Origin of the sequence: Halomonas kalidii, assembly GCF_030010475.1 — a bacterium.
In the GTDB taxonomy this organism is placed as follows: domain Bacteria; phylum Pseudomonadota; class Gammaproteobacteria; order Pseudomonadales; family Halomonadaceae; genus Halomonas; species Halomonas heilongjiangensis.
This window is the reverse complement of record NZ_JASCQN010000051.1, coordinates 126,002-150,680: the sequence shown is the minus strand read 5'-3', so window position 1 is coordinate 150,680 and position 24,679 is coordinate 126,002. Positions and strand designations below refer to the sequence as shown.

19 protein-coding genes are annotated in these 24,679 nt (G+C 69.2%); 8 read left to right on the top strand and 11 right to left on the bottom strand.

Features of this window, described 5'->3' with window-relative positions:
• Window positions 1-95: 95 nt before the first annotated feature.
• Window positions 96-845: an NAD(P)H-dependent oxidoreductase gene (locus QLQ85_RS17260; RefSeq protein ID WP_282740128.1), complete on the top strand. Its 750-nt coding sequence runs from the start codon at window positions 96-98 to the stop codon at window positions 843-845.
• 32 nt (window positions 846-877) lie between these two features.
• Here QLQ85_RS17260 and QLQ85_RS17255 read toward each other — a convergent pair whose 3' ends face one another.
• Together QLQ85_RS17255 and pdxR are read right to left on the bottom strand one after the other, a co-directional pair.
• Complete coding sequence (locus QLQ85_RS17255) at window positions 878-3,541, bottom strand: insulinase family protein (protein ID WP_282740127.1); 2,664 nt, start codon at window positions 3,539-3,541, stop codon at window positions 878-880.
• Window positions 3,542-3,651: 110 nt separating this feature from the next.
• Window positions 3,652-5,172, bottom strand: a complete 1,521-nt coding sequence (gene pdxR / locus QLQ85_RS17250; RefSeq protein WP_282740126.1) for a MocR-like pyridoxine biosynthesis transcription factor PdxR — start codon at window positions 5,170-5,172, stop codon at window positions 3,652-3,654.
• Between the two features lie 82 nt (window positions 5,173-5,254).
• Between pdxR and QLQ85_RS17245 the strand changes: the two genes are divergently transcribed.
• Genes QLQ85_RS17245 through QLQ85_RS17235 form a run of 3 tightly spaced genes read left to right on the top strand, consistent with a single transcriptional unit; the run spans window position 5,255 to window position 7,055 of the window.
• Window positions 5,255-5,728: a GNAT family N-acetyltransferase gene (locus QLQ85_RS17245; protein WP_282740125.1), complete on the top strand. Its 474-nt coding sequence runs from the start codon at window positions 5,255-5,257 to the stop codon at window positions 5,726-5,728.
• Window positions 5,725-6,456, top strand: coding sequence for a GNAT family N-acetyltransferase (locus QLQ85_RS17240; protein ID WP_282740124.1), 732 nt, complete (start codon window positions 5,725-5,727; stop codon window positions 6,454-6,456). Before QLQ85_RS17245 ends, QLQ85_RS17240 begins: the two co-directional genes overlap by 4 nt.
• A complete protein-coding gene (locus QLQ85_RS17235; RefSeq protein ID WP_282740123.1) occupies window positions 6,453-7,055 on the top strand; it encodes an FMN-binding negative transcriptional regulator in 603 nt (200 codons plus the stop codon). Before QLQ85_RS17240 ends, QLQ85_RS17235 begins: the two co-directional genes overlap by 4 nt.
• On the opposite strand, the gene aroQ is transcribed toward QLQ85_RS17235, so the two are convergent.
• From aroQ to QLQ85_RS17215, 4 genes are all read right to left on the bottom strand, one after another.
• Window positions 7,052-7,657: a gamma subclass chorismate mutase AroQ gene (aroQ, locus tag QLQ85_RS17230; protein ID WP_282740122.1), complete on the bottom strand. Its 606-nt coding sequence runs from the start codon at window positions 7,655-7,657 to the stop codon at window positions 7,052-7,054. The genes QLQ85_RS17235 and aroQ overlap by 4 nt on opposite strands.
• 142 nt (window positions 7,658-7,799) lie before the next feature.
• On the bottom strand, window positions 7,800-9,239 hold the full coding sequence (locus QLQ85_RS17225) for an efflux transporter outer membrane subunit (protein ID WP_282740121.1): 1,440 nt from the start codon (window positions 9,237-9,239) through the stop codon (window positions 7,800-7,802).
• On the bottom strand, window positions 9,232-12,405 hold the full coding sequence (locus QLQ85_RS17220) for an efflux RND transporter permease subunit (RefSeq protein WP_282740120.1): 3,174 nt from the start codon (window positions 12,403-12,405) through the stop codon (window positions 9,232-9,234). Before QLQ85_RS17220 ends, QLQ85_RS17225 begins: the two co-directional genes overlap by 8 nt.
• A gap of 90 nt (window positions 12,406-12,495) precedes the next feature.
• A complete protein-coding gene (locus tag QLQ85_RS17215; protein WP_407650417.1) occupies window positions 12,496-13,683 on the bottom strand; it encodes an efflux RND transporter periplasmic adaptor subunit in 1,188 nt (395 codons plus the stop codon).
• A gap of 293 nt (window positions 13,684-13,976) precedes the next feature.
• Between QLQ85_RS17215 and QLQ85_RS17210 the strand changes: the two genes are divergently transcribed.
• The gene (locus tag QLQ85_RS17210) at window positions 13,977-14,939 is read left to right on the top strand and encodes a LysR family transcriptional regulator (protein ID WP_282723173.1); all 963 of its coding nucleotides are present in this window, start codon (window positions 13,977-13,979) and stop codon (window positions 14,937-14,939) included.
• An 11-nt stretch (window positions 14,940-14,950) separates the two neighbouring features.
• Here the strand turns inward: QLQ85_RS17210 and QLQ85_RS17205 are convergent, their stop codons facing one another.
• Both QLQ85_RS17205 and QLQ85_RS17200 read right to left on the bottom strand, forming a co-directional pair.
• On the bottom strand, window positions 14,951-16,429 hold the full coding sequence (locus tag QLQ85_RS17205; RefSeq protein WP_282740119.1) for a sensor histidine kinase: 1,479 nt from the start codon (window positions 16,427-16,429) through the stop codon (window positions 14,951-14,953).
• Window positions 16,426-17,190: a response regulator transcription factor gene (locus QLQ85_RS17200; RefSeq protein WP_282740118.1), complete on the bottom strand. Its 765-nt coding sequence runs from the start codon at window positions 17,188-17,190 to the stop codon at window positions 16,426-16,428. Before QLQ85_RS17200 ends, QLQ85_RS17205 begins: the two co-directional genes overlap by 4 nt.
• A 192-nt stretch (window positions 17,191-17,382) precedes the next feature.
• Between QLQ85_RS17200 and QLQ85_RS17195 the strand changes: the two genes are divergently transcribed.
• The 3 genes from QLQ85_RS17195 (at window position 17,383) to QLQ85_RS17185 (ending at window position 19,323) form a co-directional block, all read left to right on the top strand.
• The gene (locus QLQ85_RS17195; protein WP_282740117.1) at window positions 17,383-17,610 is read left to right on the top strand and encodes a hypothetical protein; all 228 of its coding nucleotides are present in this window, start codon (window positions 17,383-17,385) and stop codon (window positions 17,608-17,610) included.
• A 68-nt stretch (window positions 17,611-17,678) separates the two neighbouring features.
• The gene (locus QLQ85_RS17190) at window positions 17,679-18,560 is read left to right on the top strand and encodes a cytochrome b/b6 domain-containing protein (RefSeq protein ID WP_282740116.1); all 882 of its coding nucleotides are present in this window, start codon (window positions 17,679-17,681) and stop codon (window positions 18,558-18,560) included.
• Window positions 18,553-19,323, top strand: coding sequence for a molybdopterin-binding protein (locus tag QLQ85_RS17185; RefSeq protein ID WP_282740115.1), 771 nt, complete (start codon window positions 18,553-18,555; stop codon window positions 19,321-19,323). The genes QLQ85_RS17190 and QLQ85_RS17185 overlap by 8 nt, the downstream gene beginning before the upstream one ends.
• A gap of 155 nt (window positions 19,324-19,478) precedes the next feature.
• Here QLQ85_RS17185 and putA read toward each other — a convergent pair whose 3' ends face one another.
• From putA to QLQ85_RS17170, 3 genes are all read right to left on the bottom strand, one after another.
• Complete coding sequence (gene putA / locus QLQ85_RS17180; RefSeq protein WP_282740114.1) at window positions 19,479-23,144, bottom strand: bifunctional proline dehydrogenase/L-glutamate gamma-semialdehyde dehydrogenase PutA; 3,666 nt, start codon at window positions 23,142-23,144, stop codon at window positions 19,479-19,481.
• 110 nt (window positions 23,145-23,254) lie between these two features.
• Window positions 23,255-24,532 (bottom strand): NAD(P)/FAD-dependent oxidoreductase, encoded by a 1,278-nt coding sequence (locus QLQ85_RS17175; RefSeq protein ID WP_282740113.1) that lies wholly within the window; start codon window positions 24,530-24,532, stop codon window positions 23,255-23,257.
• The gene (locus QLQ85_RS17170; protein WP_282740112.1) at window positions 24,529-24,669 is read right to left on the bottom strand and encodes a hypothetical protein; all 141 of its coding nucleotides are present in this window, start codon (window positions 24,667-24,669) and stop codon (window positions 24,529-24,531) included. The genes QLQ85_RS17175 and QLQ85_RS17170 overlap by 4 nt, the downstream gene beginning before the upstream one ends.
• Window positions 24,670-24,679: the final 10 nt, after the last annotated feature.

The window sequence follows — 24,679 nt, the reverse complement described above, 5'->3', positions numbered from 1 at the left end:
GCAAGGTTCATTGTCACTCTTGGGGAATACCGGTTCGTCAGCGTACAGCATAGCCTGCAGGGACACACAGTACGCTTTCCCACCGGAGACCCGCCATGCATGCCCTGATCGTGTTCTGCCACCCCGAGCCCCGCTCCTTCAATGGCGCCCTGAAGGACGTGGCGGTGGAGACGCTCGGGCGCCGCGGCCACAGCGTCGAGGTCTCGGACCTCTACGCCGAGGGGTTCGACCCCGTCGAGCACCCGGCACACTTCGCCGAGCGCGCCGAGCCGGCGACGTTCCTGCCGCTGACCGAGCAGCGCCACGCCTTCAACGCCGGCACCCTGCCCGACGACGTGCGGCGCGAGATCGCCCGGCTGGAGCGTGCCGACCTGGTGATCCTGCAGTTTCCCCTCTGGTGGCACGGCCTGCCGGCGATGCTCAAGGGCTGGTTCGACCGGGTCTGCGTCTATGGCGGGGTCTACTCCGGGAGCATGCGCTACGACCGAGGGCGCTTGCGTGGCAAGCGTGCGCTCTGCTCGGTGACCACCGGTTCGCCGGCGCCGGCCTTCACGCGGCACGGCCGCGGCGGCGACATGGCGACCCTGATGTGGCCCATGCACTGCTCGCTCTACTACCTGGGCATGGACGTGCTGGCGCCACAGGCCACCTACGGCGTCCAGGGCGGCGGGCTGAGCTACCAGGCGGAAGCGGACTTCCACGCCCACCTCGAGACCGCGAAGGCGAACTGGGCCCGGCGGCTGGCCACCCTCGAGGGGGCATCCCCGATTCCCTTCAGCGGCTGGGGCGACTGGGACGAGCACGGCGTGCTCAGGGACGAGCATCCGGCCCGGTGGCGCCCCTGAGCGGACCGATCCGCCGGCGGCAACGCATGGCGTCAGGTATGCAGCCAGACCCAGGGAGAGGGCAGCAGCTGGGCCTGGTAGAACCGCTGCAGCTCCTCGAGGGTCAGGTCGGCGACGGCCTGCAGCAACTGCCGGGGCCGCTGGAAATCGGCGTCGCCCGTGGCCAGGTCGGCCCAGAACCGCGCCGCCTGCTGGGCGGGCTGGCGCTGCTGCGCCTGCAGGGTCTGCAGCAGGCCGTCGCGGTAGTGGGCAAAGCGCTCGGGGTCGAGCGTGGGGAGGGGGGCGTCGGGCGCCGTCAGGAAGTGGCGTATCTGCTCCTGCAGCTCGTCCACCGAGAGCGACGGCGACTGCACCAGCAGGATCAGTCCCGGCCGGTCGTGCAGGGGCAGGTAGCGGGCCAGCACCACATAGCCGAGCTGCCGTTCGATGCGCAGCCGGTGAAAGAAGGGGTCGTGGAGCAGCGCGGCCAGCAGACGGTAACGAGCCTCCTGCAGCGGCGAGGCGTCGGGCCCCGGCAGGTACAGGGCCACCGCGCTGTCGGGGTGGCTCGCCTCGAGCCGATAGTGGCAGGCCTCACCCGCCTGCAGCGGCACGATCGGCGGTCGGCGGCGTTCCACCGCTGGCGGGTCGCCGGCCAGCAGGCGCGTTTCCAGCACGTCGGCCAGCCGCTGTGCCTGGGCCCCATCCAGCGGCCCCGCCATCAGGCAGTCGATCCCCAGCGGGTGCAGCAGCGCGTGCCGAAACGCCTGCAACCGCTCCCGTCGCACCGTGGCCAGTTCGGCCAGGCGCTCCTCGTCGCCGAAGCCGTGGCCCAGCCGTGCCTCGGGCAGCTGCAGCAGGCGACGAAACGCAGGGTCGTGCTGCCGCTGGTACCAGCGCGCCTGCAGTCCCTGCCGGGCCTGGTCGAAGCGCGCCGCGGTGATCCGGGTTCGGGTCAGGCTGCTCGACAGCCGTTGCAGCAGCCTGTCGAGCTGCCCGGGAAAGCCGCCGGCCCTCAGCGTGATGCCCTGGTGATGGCGGCTCATTGCCACCTCCAGGCCCGCGGCCCGTGCCTGCTGCAACTCGGCGGCCAGCTCCCGTTCCAGCCAGGCAATCAGCAGCTCCGTCAGGACGGTGGCGCTCAGGGTGTGCGTGGGGCAAGCAGCCACCAGGTTCAGGTAGAGCGTGGTGTGCCCGCCCGGGGCCCGGGCGAGCGGCTTATACCAGACCCGGCTCTGCCCGCTGTCGCGCAGCAGGCGGGGCACGGGGGCACTCGCCTCCCCCGGCTTGGCATCGGGCATCGCCATGATGAAGGGATTGGGGGGCGGCAGCGTGAAATCGAGCGCCCCGTCCCACCGGGCGGCCCCGGGATCGGGCGCCGCCGCGATCCGGTAGGGCGCCGGGAACCAGGGGCTCGTGCGGTCGCCCCGCACCGCAGGATCGATCGTCAGCGCCAGCAGGTTGTCCGGGGTCAGGCGGGCCAGGCAAGCGCGGATCACCCGGGGCTGGAACTCATCCAGCCGGTAGGGGCCGCGTAGCGCTTCCGCGACGGGATAACGGTGGAGCTGGTCGGCCAGCGACTTGACGAACTCCAGGGTGGACGTCGTCGCCGCGAGCCGGAAGCGCTGGTCGGCCAGCGCCTGTCGCTCCCGGTGGCGCCAGGCGGCGATGCCGTCCGCCTCGATCCGCCTCAGGCAGGCGAACACCGCCGCCGTGATGACCGCAGTGTGGCCCATGCCTTCGGGCGTGAGGCACAACCGGATCTGGAACAGGGCCTGGGGCCGGGTATCCAGCAGCACCGCGCCGTCGATGTCCGTGAGCCACCCCCGATCCATGAGCTGGCCGTACAGGCTGCCGGGGCCGCGGAACGCGAGCAGCTGCCCGAGGTACTCCCAGGGTTGCAGGTAGTCGTCCGGCCGCAGGGCGGGCACCGGAAAGCACAGGCGCAACTCATGGCAGCGATGCGTCGGCTGCAGCGCCAGTCTCAGGGGGAGGCTCCCCGGCGGCAGCAGGGGGGGATGGGCAACCGGCGCCGGTCTCGTCCCGCACGGGATGTCGGCGAAACAGCGACGCACCTGCCGCTCCAGGCTGTCCAGCGATGCCCCCCCGACGACCGCCAGCCGCAGGTTGGCGGCCGTGTAATGGCGCTGCCGGAAGGCCATCAGGGTCCGACGCAGCGACTCGGGAGCCGCCCCCAGGGTGTCCCGGTTGCCGGCCAGGAAGCGGCTGGCGGGATGGGAGGGATCGAGCACCTGCTTGATGACGCCCAGGATGCGCTGCTCGTCGTCCTGTCGTCGAGCCCGGTACTCCGCGTCGATCACCTCACGCTCCTGCGCGATGGCCGACTCGGTCAGGCGCGGGGCGATGAAGAACTGGGCGAACCGCTCCAGGGCGCCGTCCAGCTGGGCCGGGGGAATCTCGAAGAAGTAGCGAGTCTGATCGAGCTCCGTCGTGGCGTTGTAGCGCCCGCCGTGCCCCTGGACATAGGCCGGGAAGTCTTCCGCTGCCGGGTACCTTTCCGTGCCCAGGAACAGCATGTGCTCCAGCAGGTGGGCCAGCCCCGCGCAATCGGGCGGTTCATCGCCGCTGCCGGCGCCGACGCTCATGGCGGCCCCCGCCTGGTCGGCGGCGGGATCGCAGAGCAGCAGGACCCGGAGCCCGTTGGGCAGGGTGAGCGATCGACACCGGCGACGGTCACCGGGAGGCGTATGGATCATCGGGGCGGTTCCGGGCGATGGGGAACGGGCGACAGACGCTCGGCCGACGCTGTCGCTACCGTCAACGGTACCACAACCCGGGGAGCGCTCGAACAGGGGCAGGAGACCGTTCAGCGGCAGGAGCGCTCGCTGGTGACCGCTGCCCATTCGCGCGCCAGCCAGCTTCCGGCACGCTCGATCTCGTCTTCATGTGCTCCGGCATAGCCCAGCACCAGGCCGGGGCGCCCCGGCCGGCGCAGGTAATAGCGCGACAGCGGCGAGAGCGTGACGCCCTGCCCGGCGGCCCTGGCGACCAGGGTCCGTTCGGTTTCCGGATCGTCGAGCCAGGCCACCAGGTGCATCCCGGCCTGGCCCTCGGAGAGCGTCAGGCCTCGCGCCACCGCCGGCGCCAGGGCCTCGCGCAGCCGTGCCTGTCGCCGACGATAGCAGTCGCGCATGCGCCGCACATGGCGCGAGAAGTGCCCCTGGGCGATGAACTCGGCCAGCGCCGCCTGCACCGGATACTGCCCCTCGCGATGCAGGCGCGCATTGGCCCGCCGGAACGGCACCACCAAGGGATCGGGCAGCACCAGGTAGCCCAGCCGCAGCCCCGGATAGAGCACCTTGCTGAATGTGCCGACATAGATCACCCGGGCCCCGTCGACCAGCCCCTGCAGGGCGGCGATGGGCCGCTGGCCGTAGCGGAACTCGCTGTCGTAGTCGTCCTCGACGATCCAGGCGCGATGACGCTCGGCGACCTCGAGCAGCGCCAGACGCCGTGCCAGGCTCATCGTGACGCCGCTGGGATATTGATGGGAGGGCGTGACATGGATTAGCCGGGGCGAGGCGCCTCCGACGGGCACCCCTGGAACGCTCATGCCCTCGGCATCTACCGGCACCGCTTCCACCTCGAAACCGGCCGCACTGAAGCAGGCCTGGGCCCCGTGGTAGCCGGGCTCCTCGACCCACACCCGGTCGCCGTCATCGCCGAGCATCCGCGCCAGCAGCTCGAACCCCTGCTGGGCCCCCTGGACGATCAGGATCTGCTCGGGGCGACAACGCACCGAGCGCGACAGCCGCAGATAGTCGCATAGCGCCTCGCGCAGCGCCGGCACGCCGCCCTGGGCCTGGTAATCCAGCCATGGGGTGGGCGTCGCATGCAGGTGGCGCCGCAACAGCCGTTGCCAGAGCGCATGGGGAAAGCGATCGAGCGCCGGCACGCCGGGCGCGAAGGCGCCGAAGCGGTCGTCCAGGCTGGCGCAGAAGTCGAGCAGGCGCACGCCACGTGACGACAGCTCGGCCTCGCCCACTGCGGTCCGATCGGCCAGGGGACGCGTCTCGCCGGACCGACTCGCCACGGAGTCGAACGCCACATCCGCCACGAAGGTGCCGGCACCGGGGCGGCTCTCCAGGAAGCCTTCGGCGATCAACTGGTCGATGGCCGCCAGCACGGTGTTGCGGCCCAGGCTCAATTCACGCGCCAGGCGGCGCGAGGACGGCAGCCGCTGGCCGCTGGCCAGGCGCCCTTCCCGTATCCAGGCACGCAAGGCACGGTATAGCCGTTGTGCCAGCGGCGCCGAGGCCGGGCTGGCCAGTTCGAGCCCCAGCGCCTCGCTTACCCAGTCCGCTTCGCCACCGACAACCGGTTCCATGATTTTCCCCGGAATTGGTTCTTATCGAGGAACCAATATGCCGCCAGACTGACTGGGTGTCACCCCTCAGGAGGACCTTTCCATGTCGGTGCGTCATGCCAAGCTGCGCGATATCGAAGCCCTCGGTGAGCTGCTCGACGGCTACCGGGTGTTCTACGACCAACCTTCGGACCCGGCCGGTGCCCGGAACTTCCTGGCGCACCGCCTGGGCCTGGGCGATTCCCACCTGCTGGTCGACGAAGGCGAGGACGGCGAGTTGCTCGGCTTCGTGCAGCTCTACCCGCTGTTTTCCACCGTGCGCCTGGCTCCGCTATGGCAGCTCAACGACCTCTTCGTCACCCCCAACGCGCGCCAGCGCGGTATCGGCCGAGCGCTGATGAACGCCGCCCGCGACCTGGCCCTGGCCAACGGCGTCAGGCACCTGAAGCTGGCCACCCAGATCGAGAACCGGGTCGCCCAGGAGCTGTACGAGTCGCTGGGCTGGCGGCGCGATACGGTGTTCCATCACTATGCGCTGACGGTGGACGACCGGGTCCTCGAGGAGAGCTGCCCATGACGGAGATGAACGCCTACGGCCAGCCGGTGGGCCACCCGGTAGCGGGCTGGCGAGGCGCCGCCTTTCCCGATCCCGAGCCCATGACGGGGCGCCTGGTACGGGTCGAGCCGCTGGACGTCGACCGCCACGCTCCTTCGCTGTATACCGCCCTTCTCGACCCGAACACTACACCCGGCGAGGGCCTGGAGGCGCGTTGGACCTATCTGGGCGGTCGCCCTTTCGACAACATCGCCCAATACCGCGACTGGCTGGGCGGACGAGCGGCCAGCCGCGACCCGAGCTTCCATGCCATCGTCGAACGCGCCAGCGGCGAGGCGCTGGGCCTGGCCGCCTATCTGCGCATCGAGCCCGAAGAGGGCTCGATCGAGGTCGGCCACCTGCACTTCACGCCACGCCTCAAGCGGTCTCCGGCCGCCACCGAGGCGATGGTGCTGATGATGCGGCGCGCCTTCGCGCTCGGCTACCGGCGCTACGAATGGAAGTGCGACGCGCTCAACGCCCCCTCGCGGCGCGCCGCCGAGCGCCTGGGCTTTCGCTTCGAAGGCGTCTTTCGTCAACACCGCGTGGTGGCTGGCCGCAATCGCGATACCGCCTGGTTCTCGATCCTCGACGGCGAATGGCCCACGCTGGAGAGCGCCTTCACGCGCTGGCTGTCGCCGGACAACTTCGATGACCGAGGGCATCAGCGCACGGCGCTTTCCACCCTGACCCGGGAGGCCCTGGCATGATGCACATTCCATCCGCCATGCAGATGCCCCTGGAGCAGGCCCACGCCCTTGTCGAAGCGTTCAGTTTCGGTGTGCTCGTCAGCGATGGCCTGCAGGCCACGCACCTGCCCTTCCTTCTGGTACGCGATGAAGGCGAGTACGGCACGCTATACGGCCACTTCGCCCGGGCCAATCCCCATTGGCGAGACCTGGACGGCCAGCAGGTGCTGACGATCTTCAATGGCCCTCATGCCTATATCTCTCCCACCTGGTACGCCGGGAAACCGGCGGTCCCCACCTGGAACTATGCCGTCGTACACGTCGAGGGCACGCTCGAACTGCTCGATTCCTCCGCCACGAACGACATCCTCGACAAGACGCTGGCCAAGTACGAACCCGAACTGCTCGATGATCCCGACACCTTGAGCGATGCCCTGCGCGACAGGCTGCTTCCCGCCATCGTCGGCATCAGGATCCGTATCCACGCGATCCACGGCAAGGCCAAGCTCGGCCGGCACCGTTCGCCGGAAGACCAGGCCGGCGTTGACGCCGGGTTGCGCCATAGCAATGACCCGCAAGCCCGGCAGCTGTGGCGTTATATGCAGGCCATTCCGACTTAGCGCGCCATGCGTTCCATCAGCGGTGCCAGTGCCACGGCGCGCGGCTCGCCATCGAAGTCGTCCGGGACCAGCACCCGGGCCCGCGCCTCCAGGTAACGGCCCGCTCCCTCGACCCGGGCGATCCGCTGCATGTCGCCCAGGGCGTCGATGAGCTGCGGTGTCAGGCGATCGAGCACCGGCCGGACCTCCTCGGCCAGATCCGGCGGACTGGCGAATGGTCCCCGTCCCTCCTGCACCCACCGAAGATGAAGCCGGCGCTGGATCTGCTTGCTGGCGTCGAACTGCTTCTGGAAGAACTCGCGGGCGAAAGCCTCGTCGACCCCGGCCTCGGCCGCCTCCGCGGCGACCTGGTCGAGGATCTGCGCCTCGCGTTCCGGGGCCTCTATCGCCGCGCCGGAGTTCCATTTCGATCTCGCCACGACGGGCGCGACGTCGAGCCGTTCGTCGATCAACGACAGCATCCGGTCGATGGCCAGCTTGTCCTCGTCCGCGGGCTCCGAGGGCTGCAACTGGCAACCGGCGAGGAGGATCAGCACGAGCAGAGCGAGGGCATGCCGAGGATAGGAAAACGAGGGCAACCTTCCTGTGCGGTAACGGGGCATCGGGGCAACTCCCTTGCGAGTGGATTCAGAGCCATTGTGGCAAGAAATCACCGAACCGGCCTCCTGCCGTCCGGGCCGTGCTCCCGGGCATCTCCCGCCGGCCGACTGTCGTAGCGCAGACTCGGCCGCCGGCGGTCGCGCCTCAGAGCGAGGCGCTCTCGACACTCATTCTCCTGCCCTCCGGGACGTCGTCCCAGCCGCCCACCAACGCCTTGTAGAGCCCGACCAGGGCCGTGGCGGAACGGGTATGGCTGCGCGCCAGGCTGTCCTCGGCCTCGAGCCGCGAGCGCTCGGCATCGATGACCTCCAGGAAGTCGATGACCCCCACCTCGAAGCGCACCCGGGCCTGGCGCGCCGCCTCGGCGCTGGCCTCGGCGGCGTCGACCAGGTGCTCGCGCTCGCGCAGCGCCTGGGCATAGCGGGCGAGCGCGGTCTCGGTCTCCTCGAGCGCCACCAGGACCGTCTGCTCGTAACGCGCCAGGTCGGCGTCGGCGTCGGCATCGGCGGCCGCCATCCGGGCGCGCACCCGCCCCGTATCGAGGAACGACCAGTCGATGCCGAGCGCGATCAGCCGGGTCTCGCTGTCGCGAGCGAACAGGTCGCCGGTGCTGGCCGCCTGGGTCCCCAGCAGCCCGGTCAGGGTAAAGCGTGGATAGAGGTCGGCGGTGGCGACGCCGATGCGGGCGCTGGCGGCCTCCAGGCGGCGCTCGGCGGCGGCGATGTCGGGGCGCCGGCGCAGCAGCTCGCCGGGCAGGCCGGTGGCCACCCGGGTCGGCAGCGCCGGCGGTGCGGCCGGCTCCTCGAGCACCGCGACCAGGCCGCCGGGCTCCTCGCCCGCCAGCACGGCGATGCGATGCGTGGCGGCGGCGATCTCACCCTCGAGGGCCGGAAGGCGCGACAGCGTGCTCTCCAATTGGGCCCGGGCGCGCACGCTGTCGAACTCGGTGCCGCGGCCCGCCTCGAGGCGTGCGTCCACCAGCGCCAGCGACTCGCGCTGGTTGTCGGCGTTGGCTTGCGCGACCCGCAGCTGCTCTTGCAACCCGCGCAGCCGGAAGTAGGTGTCCACCAGTTCGGCGACCACCACCACCTGCAGCGCGCGCAGGTCGGCGGCCGAGGCCTCGGCGTCGGCGCGCTGGGCCTCGACGCTGCGGCGCACGCGGCCGAAGAAATCCAGCTCCCAGAAGGCCGATACCCCGGCATCGAAGCTGTCGCTGTCGCGGTCGGCGCGTGAGACGCCCGGCATCTGGTCGGCGCTCAGGCGCTGATTCGCCACACCGCCTTCGGCCGTGACCGTCGGCGCCAGGTCGCGGCGCGACTCTCGCAGCAGGGCCCGGCTCCTGTCGTAGCGCGCCAGGCCGATACGCAGGTCATGGTTGGCGGCCAGGGCATCCTCCACCAGTTGCGTCAGCAAGGGGTCCTCGAAGCGCCGCCAGAACTCGGCCTCGACCGGATCGGCCGAATAGAGCGCCTCGTCGGCACGCACCAGCGCCTCGGGCGCCGGTGACTCGGGCGTCCGATAGTCGGGGCCCACGGCACAGGCCGTGAGCGTCAACAGCACGGGAATCAGCAGCAGGTTACGCACGGTATTCGCCCTCCATCGGCAGTGAACCCTCGGGCTCCGGGCGGCCACGCGTCACCAGCTTGCGCAGGGCGACGTAGAACACCGGGGTCAGGAAGAGGCCGAACAGGGTGACGCCGAGCATGCCGGCGAACACCGCGGTGCCCAGCGCCTGGCGCACCTCGGCGCCGGCCCCGCCGGCCAGCATCAGCGGCACCACCGCCGCGGTGAAGGTGATCGAGGTCATGATGATCGGCCTCAGGCGCAGGTGGCAGGCCTCCAGCGCCGCCTCGACGATGCCCCGACCCTGCAGTTCCAGCTCGCGGGCGAACTCGACGATCAGGATGGCGTTCTTGCACGCCAGGCCGATCAGCACCACCAGCCCGACCTGCACGAAGATGTTGTTGTCGCCGCCGGTGAGCTTCACCCCGATCAGCGCCGAGAGCATGCACATCGGCACGATCAGGATCACCGCCAGCGGCAGGGTCCAGCTCTCGTAGAGCGCCGCCAGCGCCAGGAACACCAGCAGGATCGCCAGCGGGAAGACCACCAGGGCGGCGCCGCCCTGGTTGACCTGCTGGTAGCTCAGATCACTCCATTCGAAGGTCATGCCGGCCGGCAGCACCGACGGCGCCAGGCCCTCGACCACCGCCAGCGCCTGGCTGGACGAGAGAACCCTCGGATCGGACTCGCCCATCAGGTCGGCGGCCGGGTAGCCGTTGTAGCGGATCACCGGATCCGGCCCGAAGGTCTCGCTTACGCGGATCATGCTGCCGATCGGCACCATCTCGCCATTGACGTTGCGGGTGCGCAGCCGATCGATGTTCTCGGCGTCCAGGCGGAAGCCGCCATCGGCCTGGGCGATCACCTGCCAGGTTCGGCCGAAGCGGTTGAAGTCGTTGACGTAGGCCGACCCCAGGTAGACCTGCAGCGTCTCGAACAGGTCGGTGAGCGGCACCCCCTGGGTCTTGGCCTTGATCCGGTCCACGTGCAGGTCGAGCTGCGGCACATTGGACTGGTAGGAGGTGATCGGATAGCCCATCCCCGGCGTCTGCGCCAGGGCACCGCTGAGGCCGTCGACGGCGTTCTGCAACTCGCCGTAGCCGAGGTTGGCGCGATCCTGCACGAACAGCGAGAACCCCGAACCGGAACCGAGGCCGAGGATCGCCGGCGGCATGAAGGCGAAGGTGAAGGCCTCCTGCAGGGCGGCGAACTTGCCGTTGAGCTCGGCGTTGATCGCCTCGGCGCTGCGCTGGCGATCGCCGAACGGTTCCAGGCCGAAGAACACCGTGCCGGAGTTGGGCGTATTGGTGAACTGCAACGGGTTGAGGCCTGGGAACGCCACGGCCGCCTCGACCCCTTCCGTCTCCAGGGCGATCTCGGTCATGCGCCGGATCACCTCCTCGGTGCGGTCCAGCGAGGCGCCCTCGGGCAGCTTGGTACCGCCGATCAGGTACATCTTGTCCTGGGTGGGGATGAACCCGCCCGGCACCGCCTGGAACATCAGCCCGGTGGCCGCCAGCAGCACGACATAGACGCCGAACACCACACCACGCCGGCGCAGGCTGCGCCCCACCCCGCCCTGGTAGCGTTCGGAGCTGGCGTGGAAGAAGCGGTTGAAGGGGCGGAACAGCCAGCCGAAGAGGACGTCGATGAGCCGCGAGAAACGATCCCTGGGGGCATCGTGGGGCTTGAGGAGCAGCGCCGCCAGCGCCGGCGACAGCGACAGCGAGTTGATCGCCGAGATCACCGTGGAGATGGCGATGGTCACCGCGAACTGGCGGTAGAACTGGCCGGTGACGCCCTCGAGGAAGGCCATGGGCACGAATACCGCGCACAGCACCACCGAGATGGCGATGATCGGCCCGCTCACCTCGCGCATCGCCTGGTGTGCCGCCGCCAGCGGCGCCAGGCCCTCGGCGATGTTGCGCTCGACGTTCTCGACCACCACGATGGCGTCGTCGACCACGATGCCGATCGCCAGCACCAGGCCGAACAGCGTCAGGGTATTGATCGAGAACCCCAGCAGGTAAAGCACCGCGAAGGTCCCCACGATCGACACCGGCACCGCCAGCAGCGGGATGATCGAGGCGCGCCAGGTCTGCAGGAACAGCGTCACTACCAGCACCACCAGCAGCACCGCCTCGAGCAGGGTCTTGATCACCGACTCGATGGAGTCGCGCACGAACACCGTCGGATCGTAGACGATCTCGTGTTCCACCCCTTCGGGAAAGCGTTCGGCCAGCTCCTCCATCTTCTCGCGCACCGCGTCGGACAGCGCGATGGCGTTCGAGCCCGGCGCCTGGAAGATGCCGATCGCCACGGCCGGATCGTTGTCGAGCAGCGAGCGCAGCGAGTACTCGGCGGCACCGAGCTCGAGCCGGGCGACATCGGAGAGGTAGGTGATCTGGCCGTCACTGCCGGCCCTGACGATGATGTCGCCGAACTCCTCCTCGGTGGTCAGGCGCCCCTGGGCGTTGATCGAAATCAGGAAGTCCGAGGTTTCAGGCGTCGGCGGCGCGCCGAGCTGGCCCGCCGAGACCTGCACGTTCTGCTCGCGGATCGCCGCCAGGATATCGCCGGCGGTCAGCCCCCTCGCGGCGGCCCGGTCGGGATCGATCCACACCCGCATGGCGTAGTCGCCGGCGCCGAACAGCATCGCCTGGCCGACGCCGGGCAGGCGTGCCAGCTCGTCGCGCACGTGCAGCGCCGCGTAGTTGCGCAGATAGGTGCTGTCGTAGCGGCCATCGGGCGAGGTCAGCTGGGGCACCATCGTCAGGTCGGGCGACTGCTTGTCGGTGGTCACCCCCTGGCGCCGCACCTCTTCCGGTAGCCGGGCCAGCGCCTGGCTGACCCGGTTCTGCACCTGCACCTGGGCCGCATCCGGGTCGGTACCGGGGCGGAAGGTCAGGGTCATCGCCAGCACCCCGTCGGAGCCGGCCACCGACTTCATGTACATCAGGTCCTGGACCCCGGTGATCGCCTCCTCCAGCGGCGTGGCCACCGTCTCGGCGATCTCCTTGGGGTTGGCGCCGGGATAGACCGCCCGCACCTGGACGGTGGGCGGCACCACGTCGGGGTACTCGCTGACCGGCAGCAGCGGAATGGTGATCGCCCCGGCGATGAAGATCAGGATCGACAGCACCGCGGCGAAGATCGGGCGGTCGACGAAGAACTTGGCAAAGTCCATGACATGGCTCCCGCGTCGAGACGGACACGCGATGTCCGTCTCGAAGGCGATATCGGTTACTGGGGAAGGGGTCAGCGAATCCCGTCGAGCTCAGTGTGCGGCGATGAGATCGGAAGGCGCAGGGTCCTCCCCTCTCATGTCGACGCTCTCGGCCGCCACCTCCATGCCCGGGAAGAAGATCCGCTGGGCACCGCGCACGACCACCCGGTCACCGGGCTCGAGGCCGGACGCGACGACCCGCAGTCCCTCGGCCATGCGTCCGAGCTCCACGTCACGGCGCTGCGCCCGGCCCTCCTCGTCGACCACGTAGACATACTTGCGGTCCTGGTCGGTGAGCACCGCCTTGTCGTCGATCAGGATGGCGTCGTCGGTACCGTTGCCGAGCAGCTGCACCCGGGCGAACATGCCGGGCGCGAAGCGTCCGTCGCTGTTGTCGAGCACGGCACGCGTCAGGATCGTTCCCGCCGCGGCGTCCAGCCGGTTGTCGACGAAGTCCACCTCGCCCTCGTAGGGATAGCCCACATCGGTGGCCAGCCCGACGCGTACCGGCGTCCGCTCGTCGCGGGAGCTCGCGCGCTCGCCGTTGCGCGCCATGGCGTCATATTGCAGGTAGGTCTGCTCGTCGCTGAAGAAATGCACGTGGACCTTGTCCAGGGAGACGATGCTGGTCAGCGGCGTGGCCTCCGAGACCAGGTTGCCGACGGTCACCAGGGCGCGGCCGGTACGCCCGGCGATGGGCGCGCGGACCTCGGTGAACTCCATGCGCAGGCTCGCCGTGTCGACCGCCGCCCGCGCCGCCAGGATATCGGCTTCGGCCTGGGCCGCCGCCGCCCGGCGCTGGTCCAGCTCCTCCCGGGAAATGGCGCGGGTCTGGGCCAGGGTCTCGGCGCGGGCGGCCTCGCTACGGGTGAGTTCGGCCCGGGCACGCGCCCGTTCGAGATCGGCCTCGGCCCGCGCCAGCTCGGCCCGGTAGGGACGCTGGTCGATCACGAACAGCACCTCACCCGCCTCGACGCTCTGGCCCTCGGTGTAGTGGATGCTCTCGATGTACCCCGTTACCCGTGGACGCAGCTCCACCGTCTCCACCGCCTCGATGCGACCGGTGAACTCGTCCCAGAAACGCACGTCCTCGACCACCACATCGGCCACGCTGACCTCGGGTGGGGGCGGCGCCTGCTGCGCGCTGTCTGCCTGACTGTCACAACCGGCCAGGAGTGCGAATCCCGCGAACATGGCGGTAACCATGACGTTTCTCACGGGACCCGAAAGCTGGAACATCTTGTGGACGTTCATGAGTGACCTCTATCGACTCGGAATGGTGGAGCACTACCACCGTTTATCGTTGGGCCTGGCAGTTGAATTGCCGTGGACTCTATCCAGTCGATTGATGGGGTGGGGAATCGACAACCGGCAACCTGATACAATGCGCCACCATAAAGCCATATCGACAACTTGATTAGTCGGGTCGTCAGGGAAATACTGTCCCATTGACGGGACAGTCACCGTGCAGACATTCCCCTACTCGTTTATCCCCTCCCCCTGAATCTCGAGCACGGCACAGGACAACGACAATGTTGCAGGATCTCAACGACGCCTTGATCTTCGCCAAGGTCGTGGAGCAGGGCAGTTTCATTGCGGCGGCCAAACAACTTCGTCTTGGAAAGACGACGGTCAGTCGCAAGGTGCAGGACCTGGAGCGGCGCCTCGGTGCCCGACTGCTGAACCGCACCACTCGCAACTTGAGCCTGACCGAGGCCGGCGCCGTCTTTTACGACTACTGCAATCGCATCGTCCGGGATCTCGGTGAAGCCGAGAGCGCCGTCCATCAACTCGAGGAGAGCCCGAGAGGCTGGCTGCGCATCACCGCACCCTTCACCATGTGCACCGAGTTCACTTCGACCTTGGTGCGGGATTTCCGCAAGTTGCATCCCGCGGTCAGGATCGAACTGGTGCTCTCCAACGAGCGCCTGGACCTGGTCGCCAACCAGATCGACGTGGCGCTGCGGGTCGGTCCCCTGCCGGATTCCAGCATGGTGGCTCGCCCCCTGGCCCGTTTCCGCTCGTTCGTCTATGCCAGCGAGGAGTACCTCGCCCGCCATGGCGAGCCCCGGGAGCCGGCGGAGCTGGCCTTTCATCCGGCCCTGGCCAAGTCCACCGACCAGCGCGGCCAGCGCTACCTGTGGCAGCTGCGCAAGGGGGCGCGCCGGGAGGAGGTCGAGATCGACCCCATCGCCATCGCCAACGACCCCTTCGTGCTGCGCGGGCTGCTGGTCGAGGGCCAGGGGCTGATGCTGGCCAGCGAGATCGTCGCCTGCCTGGGCCCGGAGGAGAAGCAGCTGAAGCGCATCCTGGACGGCTGGGAAGGCCCCGAGGTGGAGCTGAATGCGGTCTTCCCGGGCGGGCGACTCATCTCGCCCAAGGTGCGCACCTTCATCGATTTCGTGGTCGAGAGCATGCGGATCGAGAGCCTGTCCCCCCCCGAACTGTGGCAGCCGCCGGTTCACACCGAGGAGGCCGCCGGCGAGACGGCCTGATCCACCGCCCTTCAGGCACGGGGCAGGGTGACGCTCACCTCGGTCCCCTCGCCCGGTGAACTGACGAGTTTCCATGCCACCCCGTGGCGCTCGCAGATCTCGCGAACGATCGACAGCCCCAGCCCCGAGCCATCGCCCCTGGCGAGGCTGGCGCGGGTGCGATAGAAACGCTGGGTCACCAGCGGCAACTCCTCCTCTGCGATACCGACGCCATTGTCGGTGACCGCCAACCGCACCCCCTCCGGCAGCGCTTCGGCGTCGAGGCGTACCCGGCCCCCGGCGGGCGTGGCGCACAGCGCATTGTCGATCAGGTTGGACAGCAGCCGGTCGATCAGGCCCAGGTCGGCATCGACCCGGGGCAGGGAGGGGTCGCAGGCCACCGTCAACGTGATGCCCGCCTCGCGGGCCTGATGCTGGAACTTGCCGACGATGTCGTGGGCCAGCTCGGCCAGCGAGAACGGCTCGCGCTGCAGCGGCCTGTCATCGGCATCCAGCCGCGCCAGGGTCGAGAGCTGCTGGGCGAGACGGGTCAACCGATCGGCATTGTCGAGGATCGCCGTCAGCATCCGCCGACGCCCCTCCTCCTCGACGGTTACCGTGGCCAGCAACTGTTCGGCATAGCCGCGCAACGAGGTCAGGGGGGTACGGAAATCATGCGAGAGATTGGCGATCAGCTCTCGACGCTGGCGATCGGTCTCGCGCATGGCCTGCAGCTGCGCCTCGATGGTCCCGGCCATGTCGTTGAAGGCCCTGGCCAGGCGGCCCAGTTCGTCGTCGCGGGGGGTGGCGATGCGCTGCCCGTAGTCGCCATCGGCGAATCGCTGCACCGCCGTGGTCAACCGCGAGAAACGCCGGGTCAACAGCGCGAACCACACCAGGCCGAAGACGCCCGAGATCAAGAGCGCCATCAGCCCGGCGGCCACCAGGGTGCGGGTGATGGAACTGGTGCGCAGCATGGCGAACATCGACGCCTGGCCAGCATTGTCGAGATCGGCATACAAATAGCCCGGGCGGCGCTCCTCGCCATGGCGGATGGGGGCGACGGAGAAGATTCCCGGCTCGTCACCGCAGGGCGCCGTCGCCAGCACCGGCAGCATCGGCTCGTCACCGAGCAGGGTCTCCAGCGCCGAGGGATCCACTCGCTGCCCCAGCCCGCAGGCCGGCTCGGCATAGTCGGCGATCACCTGGCCGTTTTCATCGAGCACGTACAACGACAGCGAGGGGTTGATCGACAGGATATGACGGGCCATGTCGCGTGCGGCGTCGCTCTCGGCGCCCTGCCACAATGCCGGCTGCATGACCTGGGCGAGATTCCTGGCGAGATCGATCTCCATCCTCTGCTGCAGTTCCCGGGTGAGCTGGTTGAACTGGCTGATGGCGATCCAGGCGGTGGCGACCGACAGTAGCAACAGGCTGGTCAGGTAGACCAGCGCGATGCGCGCATAGAGGCCGCGCCCCAGCCGCCCGCAGCGGCGCAGCAGGCCCGTCATGGACGCTCGCCACCGGACCCGGCAGATGCCGGGCGGTTACCGTCCGGTGTCTCGCTGAAGCGATAGCCCACCCCCCAGACGGTCTGGATGAAGCGCGGGCTGGCCGGGTCGGCCTCGATCTTGTTGCGCAGGCGGTTGATATGGGTGTTCACGGTATGATCATAGCCGTCGAATTCCTCGCCCCAGACGTGGTCGAGCAGCTCGCCGCGGCTGAAGCTGCGCCCGGGATGGCGCGCGAACAGCGAGAGCAGCGCGAACTCCTTGCCAGTGAGCTGGAGCGGCTTGTCATCGAGGAGGACCCGGTGCTGGTCGGCATCGATGACCAACGGGCCGCAGACCAGCGGCGGCGTGGCGACGATGCCGTCGTCGCTGGGCGCCTGGCGCTGGCCGCGGCGCAACAGTGCCTGGACCCGGGCCAGCAGGATCGGCATGGCGAAGGGCTTGGTGACGTAGTCGTCGGCCCCGATCTCGAGTCCCACCACCACGTCGCGGATCGCCGCCTTGGCGGTGACCATCAGCACCGGCGTCTGGTTGTCCTGCCGGCGCAGCCGGCGGCACACCTCCAGGCCGTCCATCCCGGGCAGCATCAGGTCCAGCGTCACCAGGTCATAGCGTACCCCCGCGGCCTCGGCGCCCAGCAGTGCCAGCGCCGCCTCGCCGTCGCGAACCCAGTCGCAGGCATAGTCGGCCGCCACCAACGACTCGGTGAGTAGCCTGCCGATCTCGGGATTGTCCTCGACACAGAGGATTCGATAGCTCATCGCCAGACTCCCGCCCGTTGCCCCTGCCCACTCTAGAGCCGCACCCGCGCTCGAGCATCACGAAACCATCACGGAAAAAGATACCACGCCGTGATGGTTCCGTGATGAACCGCCGGCGGCGCCTGGCTAGTGTGAGCCTTGCCGCTGCGACCTTACCGGTGGCGGCCCATCCCCGACTGGAGGAACCAATCGATGAATCATCCCAGGACCACACTCTTCGCCGCCCTGCTCGGCGCCGCCCTGCTACTGCCGACCACCGCCCTGGCAGACGACCCCATGGAAGAGGACGGCATGGCGCAGGAGACCATGGAGGAAGAGACCATGGAGCACGACGCCATGGACGAGGAGGAGCCCATGATGGAAGAAGAACCCATGATGGAGGAAGACGACGAGATGATGGAAGACGACGACGCCATGTGAGGCTCGGCCCCTGCCGGCCGGTGCATCACGAAGGATCGCCGGCCGGTCTCGCCCCGGGGAGGTACCCCATGCGATTCCCGACCATGCAAGTCCTGAAACGCTCCTCCAGCTCCTCCGCGCCTGGTGCCGGCCGGGCACCGGTGGTCATCCGGCGACACGGCGCCTTCACCCGCCTCTGGCACTGGGTCAATGCGGCCTGTCTGGTGGTGTTGCTGATGAGCGGCCTGCAGATCTTCAATGCCCACCCGGCCCTGTACTGGGGCAAGGATTCCTCGTTCGACGCCCCGGCGCTATCGATCCGTGCCATGAGCGGGAGCGACGGCGAACCGCGCGGCATCACCCGGCTCGGCGACCATCGTTTCGATACCACCGGGGTGCTGGGCGTCTCCGGCCCCATTGATGCGCGCGAGCGGCGTGCCTTCCCGGCCTGGGCCACCCTGCCCGGCCCGCGCTGGCTGGCCGCGGGGCGCCAGTGGCACTTCCTCGCCGGCTGGCTCTTCGCGCCCCTGCTGATCACCTACCTGCTGTATCTGGTGCTCAGCGGTCAATTGCACCGTCGCCTGCTGCCACGCCGGCACGAGTGGCGAACCCTCGGTCATGTCGTCACCGAGCACCTGCGGCTGCGCTTTCCGCGGGGTGAGGAAGCACGCCACTACAACCTGCTGCAGAAGCTCGCCTACCTGCTGGTGCTGTTCGTCGTCATGCCGCTGGTCGTGCTGACCGGATTGACCATGTCACCGACCATGGACGCCGCCTGGCCCTGGCTGCTGGACGTCTTCGGCGGCCGCCAGAGCGCGCGTACGATCCATTTCCTGTGCGCCCTGGCGCTGGTCGGCTTCTTCCTGATCCATATCGTGCTGGTGCTCGTCTCCGGCGTCGTCAACAACCTGCGTTCGATGATCACCGGGCGCTATGTGCTGCCCCCCGAGAAGGAGGCCCAGGATGACTAGTCCCACCGACCCGGCGCGCCGCCGCTTCCTGGCACGGGCCGCCCTGGCCGGCAGCGCCCTGCTGCTGACCGGTTGCGACCGGCTGTCGCGTAGCGACACCATGCGTCAACTGTTCGATGCCACCGGCTCGCTGACCCAGCGGGCCCAGCGCCTGCTGGCCTCCCGCGAGGCCCTGGCGCGGGAGTATTCTCCCGCCGACATCGCCCCGACCTTCCGCGCCAACGGCACCACGAATCCCCGCGACGAGGCGTACCGACGCCTGGCGACCGACGGCTTCCGCGACTGGCGCCTCGCGATCGGCGGCCTGATCGACACGCCGCAGACCTTCTCCCTCGACGACCTCAAGGCCATGCCGTCGCGCACCCAGATCACCCGTCACGACTGCGTCGAGGGCTGGAGCTGCATCGGCCAGTGGACCGGCGTGGTGCTCGGCGACCTGCTGGCCCAGGTCGGGGTGCGCGACGAGGCGCGCTTCGTGGTCTTCCACTGTGCCGATCGCTATCGCGGCGGGGATGCCTACTACGAGAGCCTCGACATGCGCGAGGCCTATCACCCACAGACGCTGCTGGCCTACGCCCTGAACGGCGCCGACCTGCCCATCGCCAATGGCGCCCCGCTACGGCTGCGGGCCGAGCGGCAGCTCGGCTACAAGATGGCCAAGTACGTGATGCGCATCGAACTGGTGGAGAGCTTCGCCCACCTCGGCCGCGGCCGGGGCGGCTACTGGGAGGATCGCGGCTATCAATGGTGGGCGGGGATATAGCAGCCGGATTCGTTAAATAGCGGGCTATTCGCCTTATCCGATCGATAAACTTGACTCGAAGTCCGTATCTCTCGCGACGATCGGTCAAGCCCGACAGACTGCCAGGGGAGTTGCCGGGCGGCGGCTCGCTTTGCCGCCCGACAGAGCCGACGAGTCTACTCGGAAGCCGCCAGCAGGCTGGCGTTGCCGCCCGCGGCGGTGGTGTCGATGCACAGATGGCGTTCCACCACGTAGCGCTCCGGCGAGACGGTCTGGATCTCCAGCGACACGATGGGGCCGTCGCGCTGGGCGAGCGCGAGGCGCAGCTCGCGGGTCCAGTCGCTGGCACCGGCAGCGGCCACTGCCGCGATACCCTTGACCGCGGTCAGCGTCTCGGCCGCCACGCTGCCGTCGAGCGCGGCGACGGGCGCCCCGGCATCGATCAGCGGCTGCACGACCTGCGCCGCCCCGGGCACGACGAGCACCGCCGGGCAACCCGCGCCGAGCGCCTGCGCCGCCTGGGCGACGGCGATATCGAGGGTCGGTCCGAGGCAGAGCACCGGGCCCTTCGCATACAGCGACAGCCGGTTGCTTTCCCCCGTCGGCCCCGGCAGGGTCTGTGGCGTCATGCCCAGGGCCGCGGTCTCGGCGAGCGCCTGGCGGATCACACCGCGTTTACCGGAAAGCGCCTTGCGCAGCACCTCGACCCGATCGGGTCGCGCCGCCCAGTTGCGCGCGTCCAGGCCATCGAGGGCCGACTGGAGATCGCCGAGGGACACGACGGTGCCCTGGGGGGCGTCGTGGCGCTCCGCGGCGGCGGTGCGGCGGAAGCGGTTGACGTAGAGCGGACCGCCGGCCTTGGGCCCGGTGCCCGAGAGGCCCTCGCCGCCGAAGGGCTGGGAGCCGACGATGGCACCGATCTGGTTGCGGTTGACGTAGATATTGCCGACATGGATGCGCTCGACGATCTGCTGCACGCGGTCGTCGATGCGGGTATGCAGGCCGAAGGTCAGCCCGTACCCCCTGTCATTGATCGCGTCGACCACCCCGTCGATGTCGCGCGCCTTGAAGGTGGCCACGTGCAGGACCGGGCCGAAGATCTCGCGCTCGAGCTCCTCGATGCCCCCCACCTCGACCACGGCCGGCGTAACGAAGGTGCCGGCCTCCGGCGCGGGCAGTTTCTTCAGCACCTTGCCGGCCTGTTCCTGCGCCGCCACATAGGCGCCGATGTCGGCCTGGGCCTCGGCATCGATCACCGGCGAGACGTCGGTGTCGGTGTTCCAGGGATCGCCGATGGTGAGCGCGTCCATGGCGCCATCGAGCATGTGGAGCAGCCGGTCGCGCGCCTCTTCCTGGACGTACAGCATCCTCAGCGCCGAGCAGCGCTGGCCGGCCGACTGGAAGGACGAGATCAGGATGTCGCGCACCGCCTGCTCGGTCAGCGCCGTGGAGTCCACGATCATGGCGTTCAGCCCGCCGGTCTCGGCGATCAGCACCGCCTCCGGCCCGGCATTCTTTGCCAGCGCCTGGTGGATGATCTGCGCCACCTCGGTCGAGCCGGTGAAGCAGACGCCGGCGATCCGCGGGTCGCTGGTCAGCGGCCCGCCCACCGTCGGCCCATCGCCGGGCAGCAATTGCAGCGCCGCCTCGGGCAGGCCGGCCTCGCGCATCAGTTCGACGCCGCGGGCGGCGATCAGCGGCGTCTGCTCGGCGGGCTTGGCGAGCACCGCGTTGCCGGCCGCCAGCGCCGCGGCGATCTGGCCGGTGAAGATGGCCAGCGGAAAGTTCCACGGGCTGATGCAGACGAAGACGCCGCGGGCGCTACCGGGTTCCTCCGTCTCCAGCCGCTCGCCCTCGTTGGCGTAGAAGCGCAGGAAATCCACCGCCTCGCGCACCTCGGCGATGCCATCGAGAATCATCTTGCCGGCTTCGCGCGTCGCGATCACGCTCAGCTCGGCGATGTGCTCCTCGTAGAGATCGGCGGTCCGGCGCAGCACCTCGGCCCGCTCGGCCACCGGGCGTGCCGACCAGTCGCGGAAGCCGTCCTGGGCGGCGTCAAGCGCGGCCGCCACCTCGGCCGGGGTCGCCTCATGCACCTTGCCGACCACGCGCGAGTCGTCGGCGGGAGACACGGCATCGCGGGCCGGCCCCTGCGGCGCCGGGCTGCCGGCGAGCATGGGCCCGGCGGTCCAGGTGGTGTCGGCGAAGTCCTCGCGCGCCGCCAGCAATGGCAGGATCGAGGCGGGCTCGTTGATCCGGTAGCCGCGGGAGTTCTTGCGCTCGGGGGCGAAGAGCTCGCCGGGCTGGCGGATCAGCGGGCTGGCGATGGCGTCGCCCAGGCGTTGCATCTCGGCCACCGGGTCCTTCGAGACCTCGCTCGGGGGAATCGTGTCGTCCACCACCTGGTTGACGAACGAGGAGTTCGCCCCGTTCTCCAGCAGGCGGCGCACCAGGTAGGCCAGCAGGTCACGGTGCGCGCCGACCGGGGCGTAGATGCGGCAGCGCGTGCCCTCCGACTGCTTGATGATCTGGTGCAGCGATTCACCCATGCCATGCAGGCGCTGGAACTCGTAGCTGTCCTTGTCGTCGCCCGCCATGGCGACCACGGCGGCACAGGTATGGGCGTTGTGGGTGGCGAACTGCGGGTAGATGCGGTCGCGCCGGTCGAGCAGCAGCTGCGCGCAGGCCATGTAGCTGACGTCGGTGTTGACCTTGCGGGTGAAGACCGGGAAGGTCGCGACGCCCATCTCCTGCGCCAGCTTGATCTCGGTGTCCCAGTAGGCACCCTTCACCAGCCGCACCATGATCTTGCGGTCGAGGCGCTCGGCCAGCTCGTAGAGCGTCTCGATCACCGGCGCGGCGCGGCGCCCGTAGGCCTGCACCACGACCCCGAAGCCATCCCAGCCGGCGAGGCCGGGGTCGGACAGCAGCGCCTCGATCACGTCGAGGGACAGGTCCAGCCGGTCCTGTTCCTCGGCGTCGATGTTGAAGCCGATATTGGCCTTGGCCGCCTGCTTCGCCAGTTCCAGCGCGCGCGGCACGAGCTCGGCCATCACCGTGTCGCGGTGGGTGGTTTCATAGCGCGGATGCAGCGCCGAGAGCTTCACCGAGATCCCGGGGCTTGAGCGCACGTCGCCCTTGGCCTGCTTGGCGATCGCGGCGATCGCCTGGGCGTAGGCCTGGTGATAGCGAACCGCATCGGCATCGGTACGCGCCGCCTCACCCAGCATGTCGTAGGAATAGGTGTAGCCCTGCTTCTCGAGCTCGCGGGCATTCTTCATGCCCTCCTCGATGGTCTGGCCGAGCACGAACTGGCGGCCGAGGATCTTCATCGACTGACCGACCGCGGTGCGCACCACCGGTTCGCCCATCCGGCGCACCAGGCCGCGCAGCGCGCGCACCGGGCCCTTGGGATCCTCTTCCAGCACCTTGCCGGTCAACATCAGCGCCCAGGTCGAGGCGTTGACCATCGACGACGAGGACTTGCCCAGGTGCGCGCCCCAGTCTGAGGGCTCGATCTTGTCGTGGATCAGATCGTCGATGGTCTCCGCGTCGGGCACGCGCAGCAGCGCCTCGGCCAGGCACATCAGGCCGACGCCCTCGGCGGTCGAGAGCCCGTATTCGGCGAGGAAGGCCTCCATCATCGAGGGCGACGTCTCCTTGCGCACACGCTCCACATAGTGGGCGCCGACGGCGGCCACCTTGCGGCGGTCCTCCTCCGACAGCCTGATACGTTCGACGAGCCCACGCAGCACCGCTGCCTCGTCGACCGCATAGTGGGCGCGGACGCGCGCCCGCGATTCACTCACGGCGCCATACGGGTGAAGTTTTTCTTCGTTCATGATCGATACCCTTTTGCTACTCGAAACACATCGTCGATGCACAGGCTCGGATGCCGTCGTCATTGTCGAAAGTCATTCATCTAGCGTAGGCGCCCCAGCCGGGATTGCGCCTACTCCGTTTTCCAGCGCCGCGAGAAGCGGGTCACCCGATAGGGAGCTAGGTCCAGCGTCGGCTTCTCACTCATCACCAGCGCCGTCACGAGTTCCGCCGTGATCGCCGCCTGGGTGAGGCCCAGATGCTGGTGACCGAAGGCGAAGTGGATCGCTGGGCAAGTGGGATGGGTATCGATCACCGGCAGGGAATCGGGCAGGGTCGGACGGAAGCCCATCCACTCCTCGGCGGTGTCGTCGAGGCCCCGGCCATCCGCGAGCAGGGCACCGGCATGATGGCGCAGGGAGGTGTAGCGGCGCGCCCGCGGCGACAGCGACAGCCCCCCGAGTTCGGTGAAACCGACCACCCGCAGGCCGCAGCTCATCGGCGTCATCACGCAGCGCCGCTCCGCCGAGCCCACCGGCTGTCGCAGCGCCTGCCCCCGCTCGGGCAGGGTCAGGTGATAGCCGCGCTCCGTCTCCAGCGGCACTTCGAGACCGAGGCTCTTGGTCAGGTGGTGGCTCCAGGCGCCCGCGGCGACCACCGTCCGGTCCGCCTCCAGTTCGCCCGCGTCGGTGTGAAGGCGCACGCCTTCGCCACGCGGCTCAATGCGCTCCACCTTCGTCTGGCGGATAACCCCGCCGCGGGCCTCGAAGGCCGCAGCCAGGCACCGCACCAGGGCATAGGGGTCGCGCACCTGGTGGGCGCCGGGGAAATAGAGGCCATGACTCAGCCGGCCCGACAAGCCCGGCTCTCGGGCACGGATCTCGGCTGCCTCGAGCCATTCGACCGCGTGCCCCCAGCACTGTAGATGCGCCATCTGTACTCGGGCCGCGGCACGGCCACGCTTCGACTCCCAGACCAGGAGATACCCCGAGGCCAGCAATTCCTCCTCGGCCCCGATCTCGGCCAGGCAGCGCTGCCAGGCGGCCACCGCTTCCCCGTTCAGGGCCGCCAGTGCCTGGCGGCCCTTGGCGACCTGGGCAGGGCGGGCGGCGGCGATAAAGCGCATCAGCCAGGGCGTCAGCCGAGGCAAATAGCGGTACGGCAAGGCGACGGCGCCGTGGGGATCCAGCCACAAGCGTGGCACCTTGCGCAGCAGGGCGGGTGTCGACAGCGGATCGATCAGCTCGGTGGCCAGGAAGCCCGCATTGCCGTAGGAGGCGCCCTCCCCCGGCGCCCGGGGGTCGAGCACGGTGACCCGATGACCACGGCGCTGTAGGGCCAGCGCGGTGGTCATGCCCACCACGCCGGCGCCGACCACCGCGATCCGGCAGGGGGAGGCGGCCTGGCTCATGCCTGGTTCCCCGCCACGACCGCACCAACCGGTGCCTCGGGCTCGGCCCGCCGGGAGAACCAGCCGAGCTGGGCATAGAGAATGCCGATCAGCGGCAGGCTCGGTACGGGAATGTCAAGAGCCGAACCGTCTCTCATGTCTTATGCA

Excerpts from the sequence above, each read along its gene's own strand:
- QLQ85_RS17260 (WP_282740128.1), top strand. The coding sequence starts at position 96 with ATGCATGCCCTGATCGTGTTCTGCCACCCCGAGCCCCGCTCCTTCAAT.
- QLQ85_RS17255 (WP_282740127.1), bottom strand. The coding sequence starts at position 3,541 with ATGATCCATACGCCTCCCGGTGACCGTCGCCGGTGTCGATCGCTCACC.
- pdxR (WP_282740126.1), bottom strand. The coding sequence starts at position 5,172 with ATGGAACCGGTTGTCGGTGGCGAAGCGGACTGGGTAAGCGAGGCGCTG.
- QLQ85_RS17245 (WP_282740125.1), top strand. The coding sequence starts at position 5,255 with ATGTCGGTGCGTCATGCCAAGCTGCGCGATATCGAAGCCCTCGGTGAG.
- QLQ85_RS17240 (WP_282740124.1), top strand. The coding sequence starts at position 5,725 with ATGACGGAGATGAACGCCTACGGCCAGCCGGTGGGCCACCCGGTAGCG.
- QLQ85_RS17235 (WP_282740123.1), top strand. The coding sequence starts at position 6,453 with ATGATGCACATTCCATCCGCCATGCAGATGCCCCTGGAGCAGGCCCAC.
- aroQ (WP_282740122.1), bottom strand. The coding sequence starts at position 7,657 with ATGCCCCGTTACCGCACAGGAAGGTTGCCCTCGTTTTCCTATCCTCGG.
- QLQ85_RS17220 (WP_282740120.1), bottom strand. The coding sequence starts at position 12,405 with ATGGACTTTGCCAAGTTCTTCGTCGACCGCCCGATCTTCGCCGCGGTG.
- QLQ85_RS17215 (WP_407650417.1), bottom strand. The coding sequence starts at position 13,683 with ATGTTCCAGCTTTCGGGTCCCGTGAGAAACGTCATGGTTACCGCCATG.
- QLQ85_RS17210 (WP_282723173.1), top strand. The coding sequence starts at position 13,977 with ATGTTGCAGGATCTCAACGACGCCTTGATCTTCGCCAAGGTCGTGGAG.
- QLQ85_RS17205 (WP_282740119.1), bottom strand. The coding sequence starts at position 16,429 with ATGACGGGCCTGCTGCGCCGCTGCGGGCGGCTGGGGCGCGGCCTCTAT.
- QLQ85_RS17200 (WP_282740118.1), bottom strand. The coding sequence starts at position 17,190 with ATGAGCTATCGAATCCTCTGTGTCGAGGACAATCCCGAGATCGGCAGG.
- QLQ85_RS17195 (WP_282740117.1), top strand. The coding sequence starts at position 17,383 with ATGAATCATCCCAGGACCACACTCTTCGCCGCCCTGCTCGGCGCCGCC.
- QLQ85_RS17190 (WP_282740116.1), top strand. The coding sequence starts at position 17,679 with ATGCGATTCCCGACCATGCAAGTCCTGAAACGCTCCTCCAGCTCCTCC.
- QLQ85_RS17185 (WP_282740115.1), top strand. The coding sequence starts at position 18,553 with ATGACTAGTCCCACCGACCCGGCGCGCCGCCGCTTCCTGGCACGGGCC.
- putA (WP_282740114.1), bottom strand. The coding sequence starts at position 23,144 with ATGAACGAAGAAAAACTTCACCCGTATGGCGCCGTGAGTGAATCGCGG.
- QLQ85_RS17175 (WP_282740113.1), bottom strand. The coding sequence starts at position 24,532 with ATGAGCCAGGCCGCCTCCCCCTGCCGGATCGCGGTGGTCGGCGCCGGC.
- QLQ85_RS17170 (WP_282740112.1), bottom strand. The coding sequence starts at position 24,669 with ATGAGAGACGGTTCGGCTCTTGACATTCCCGTACCGAGCCTGCCGCTG.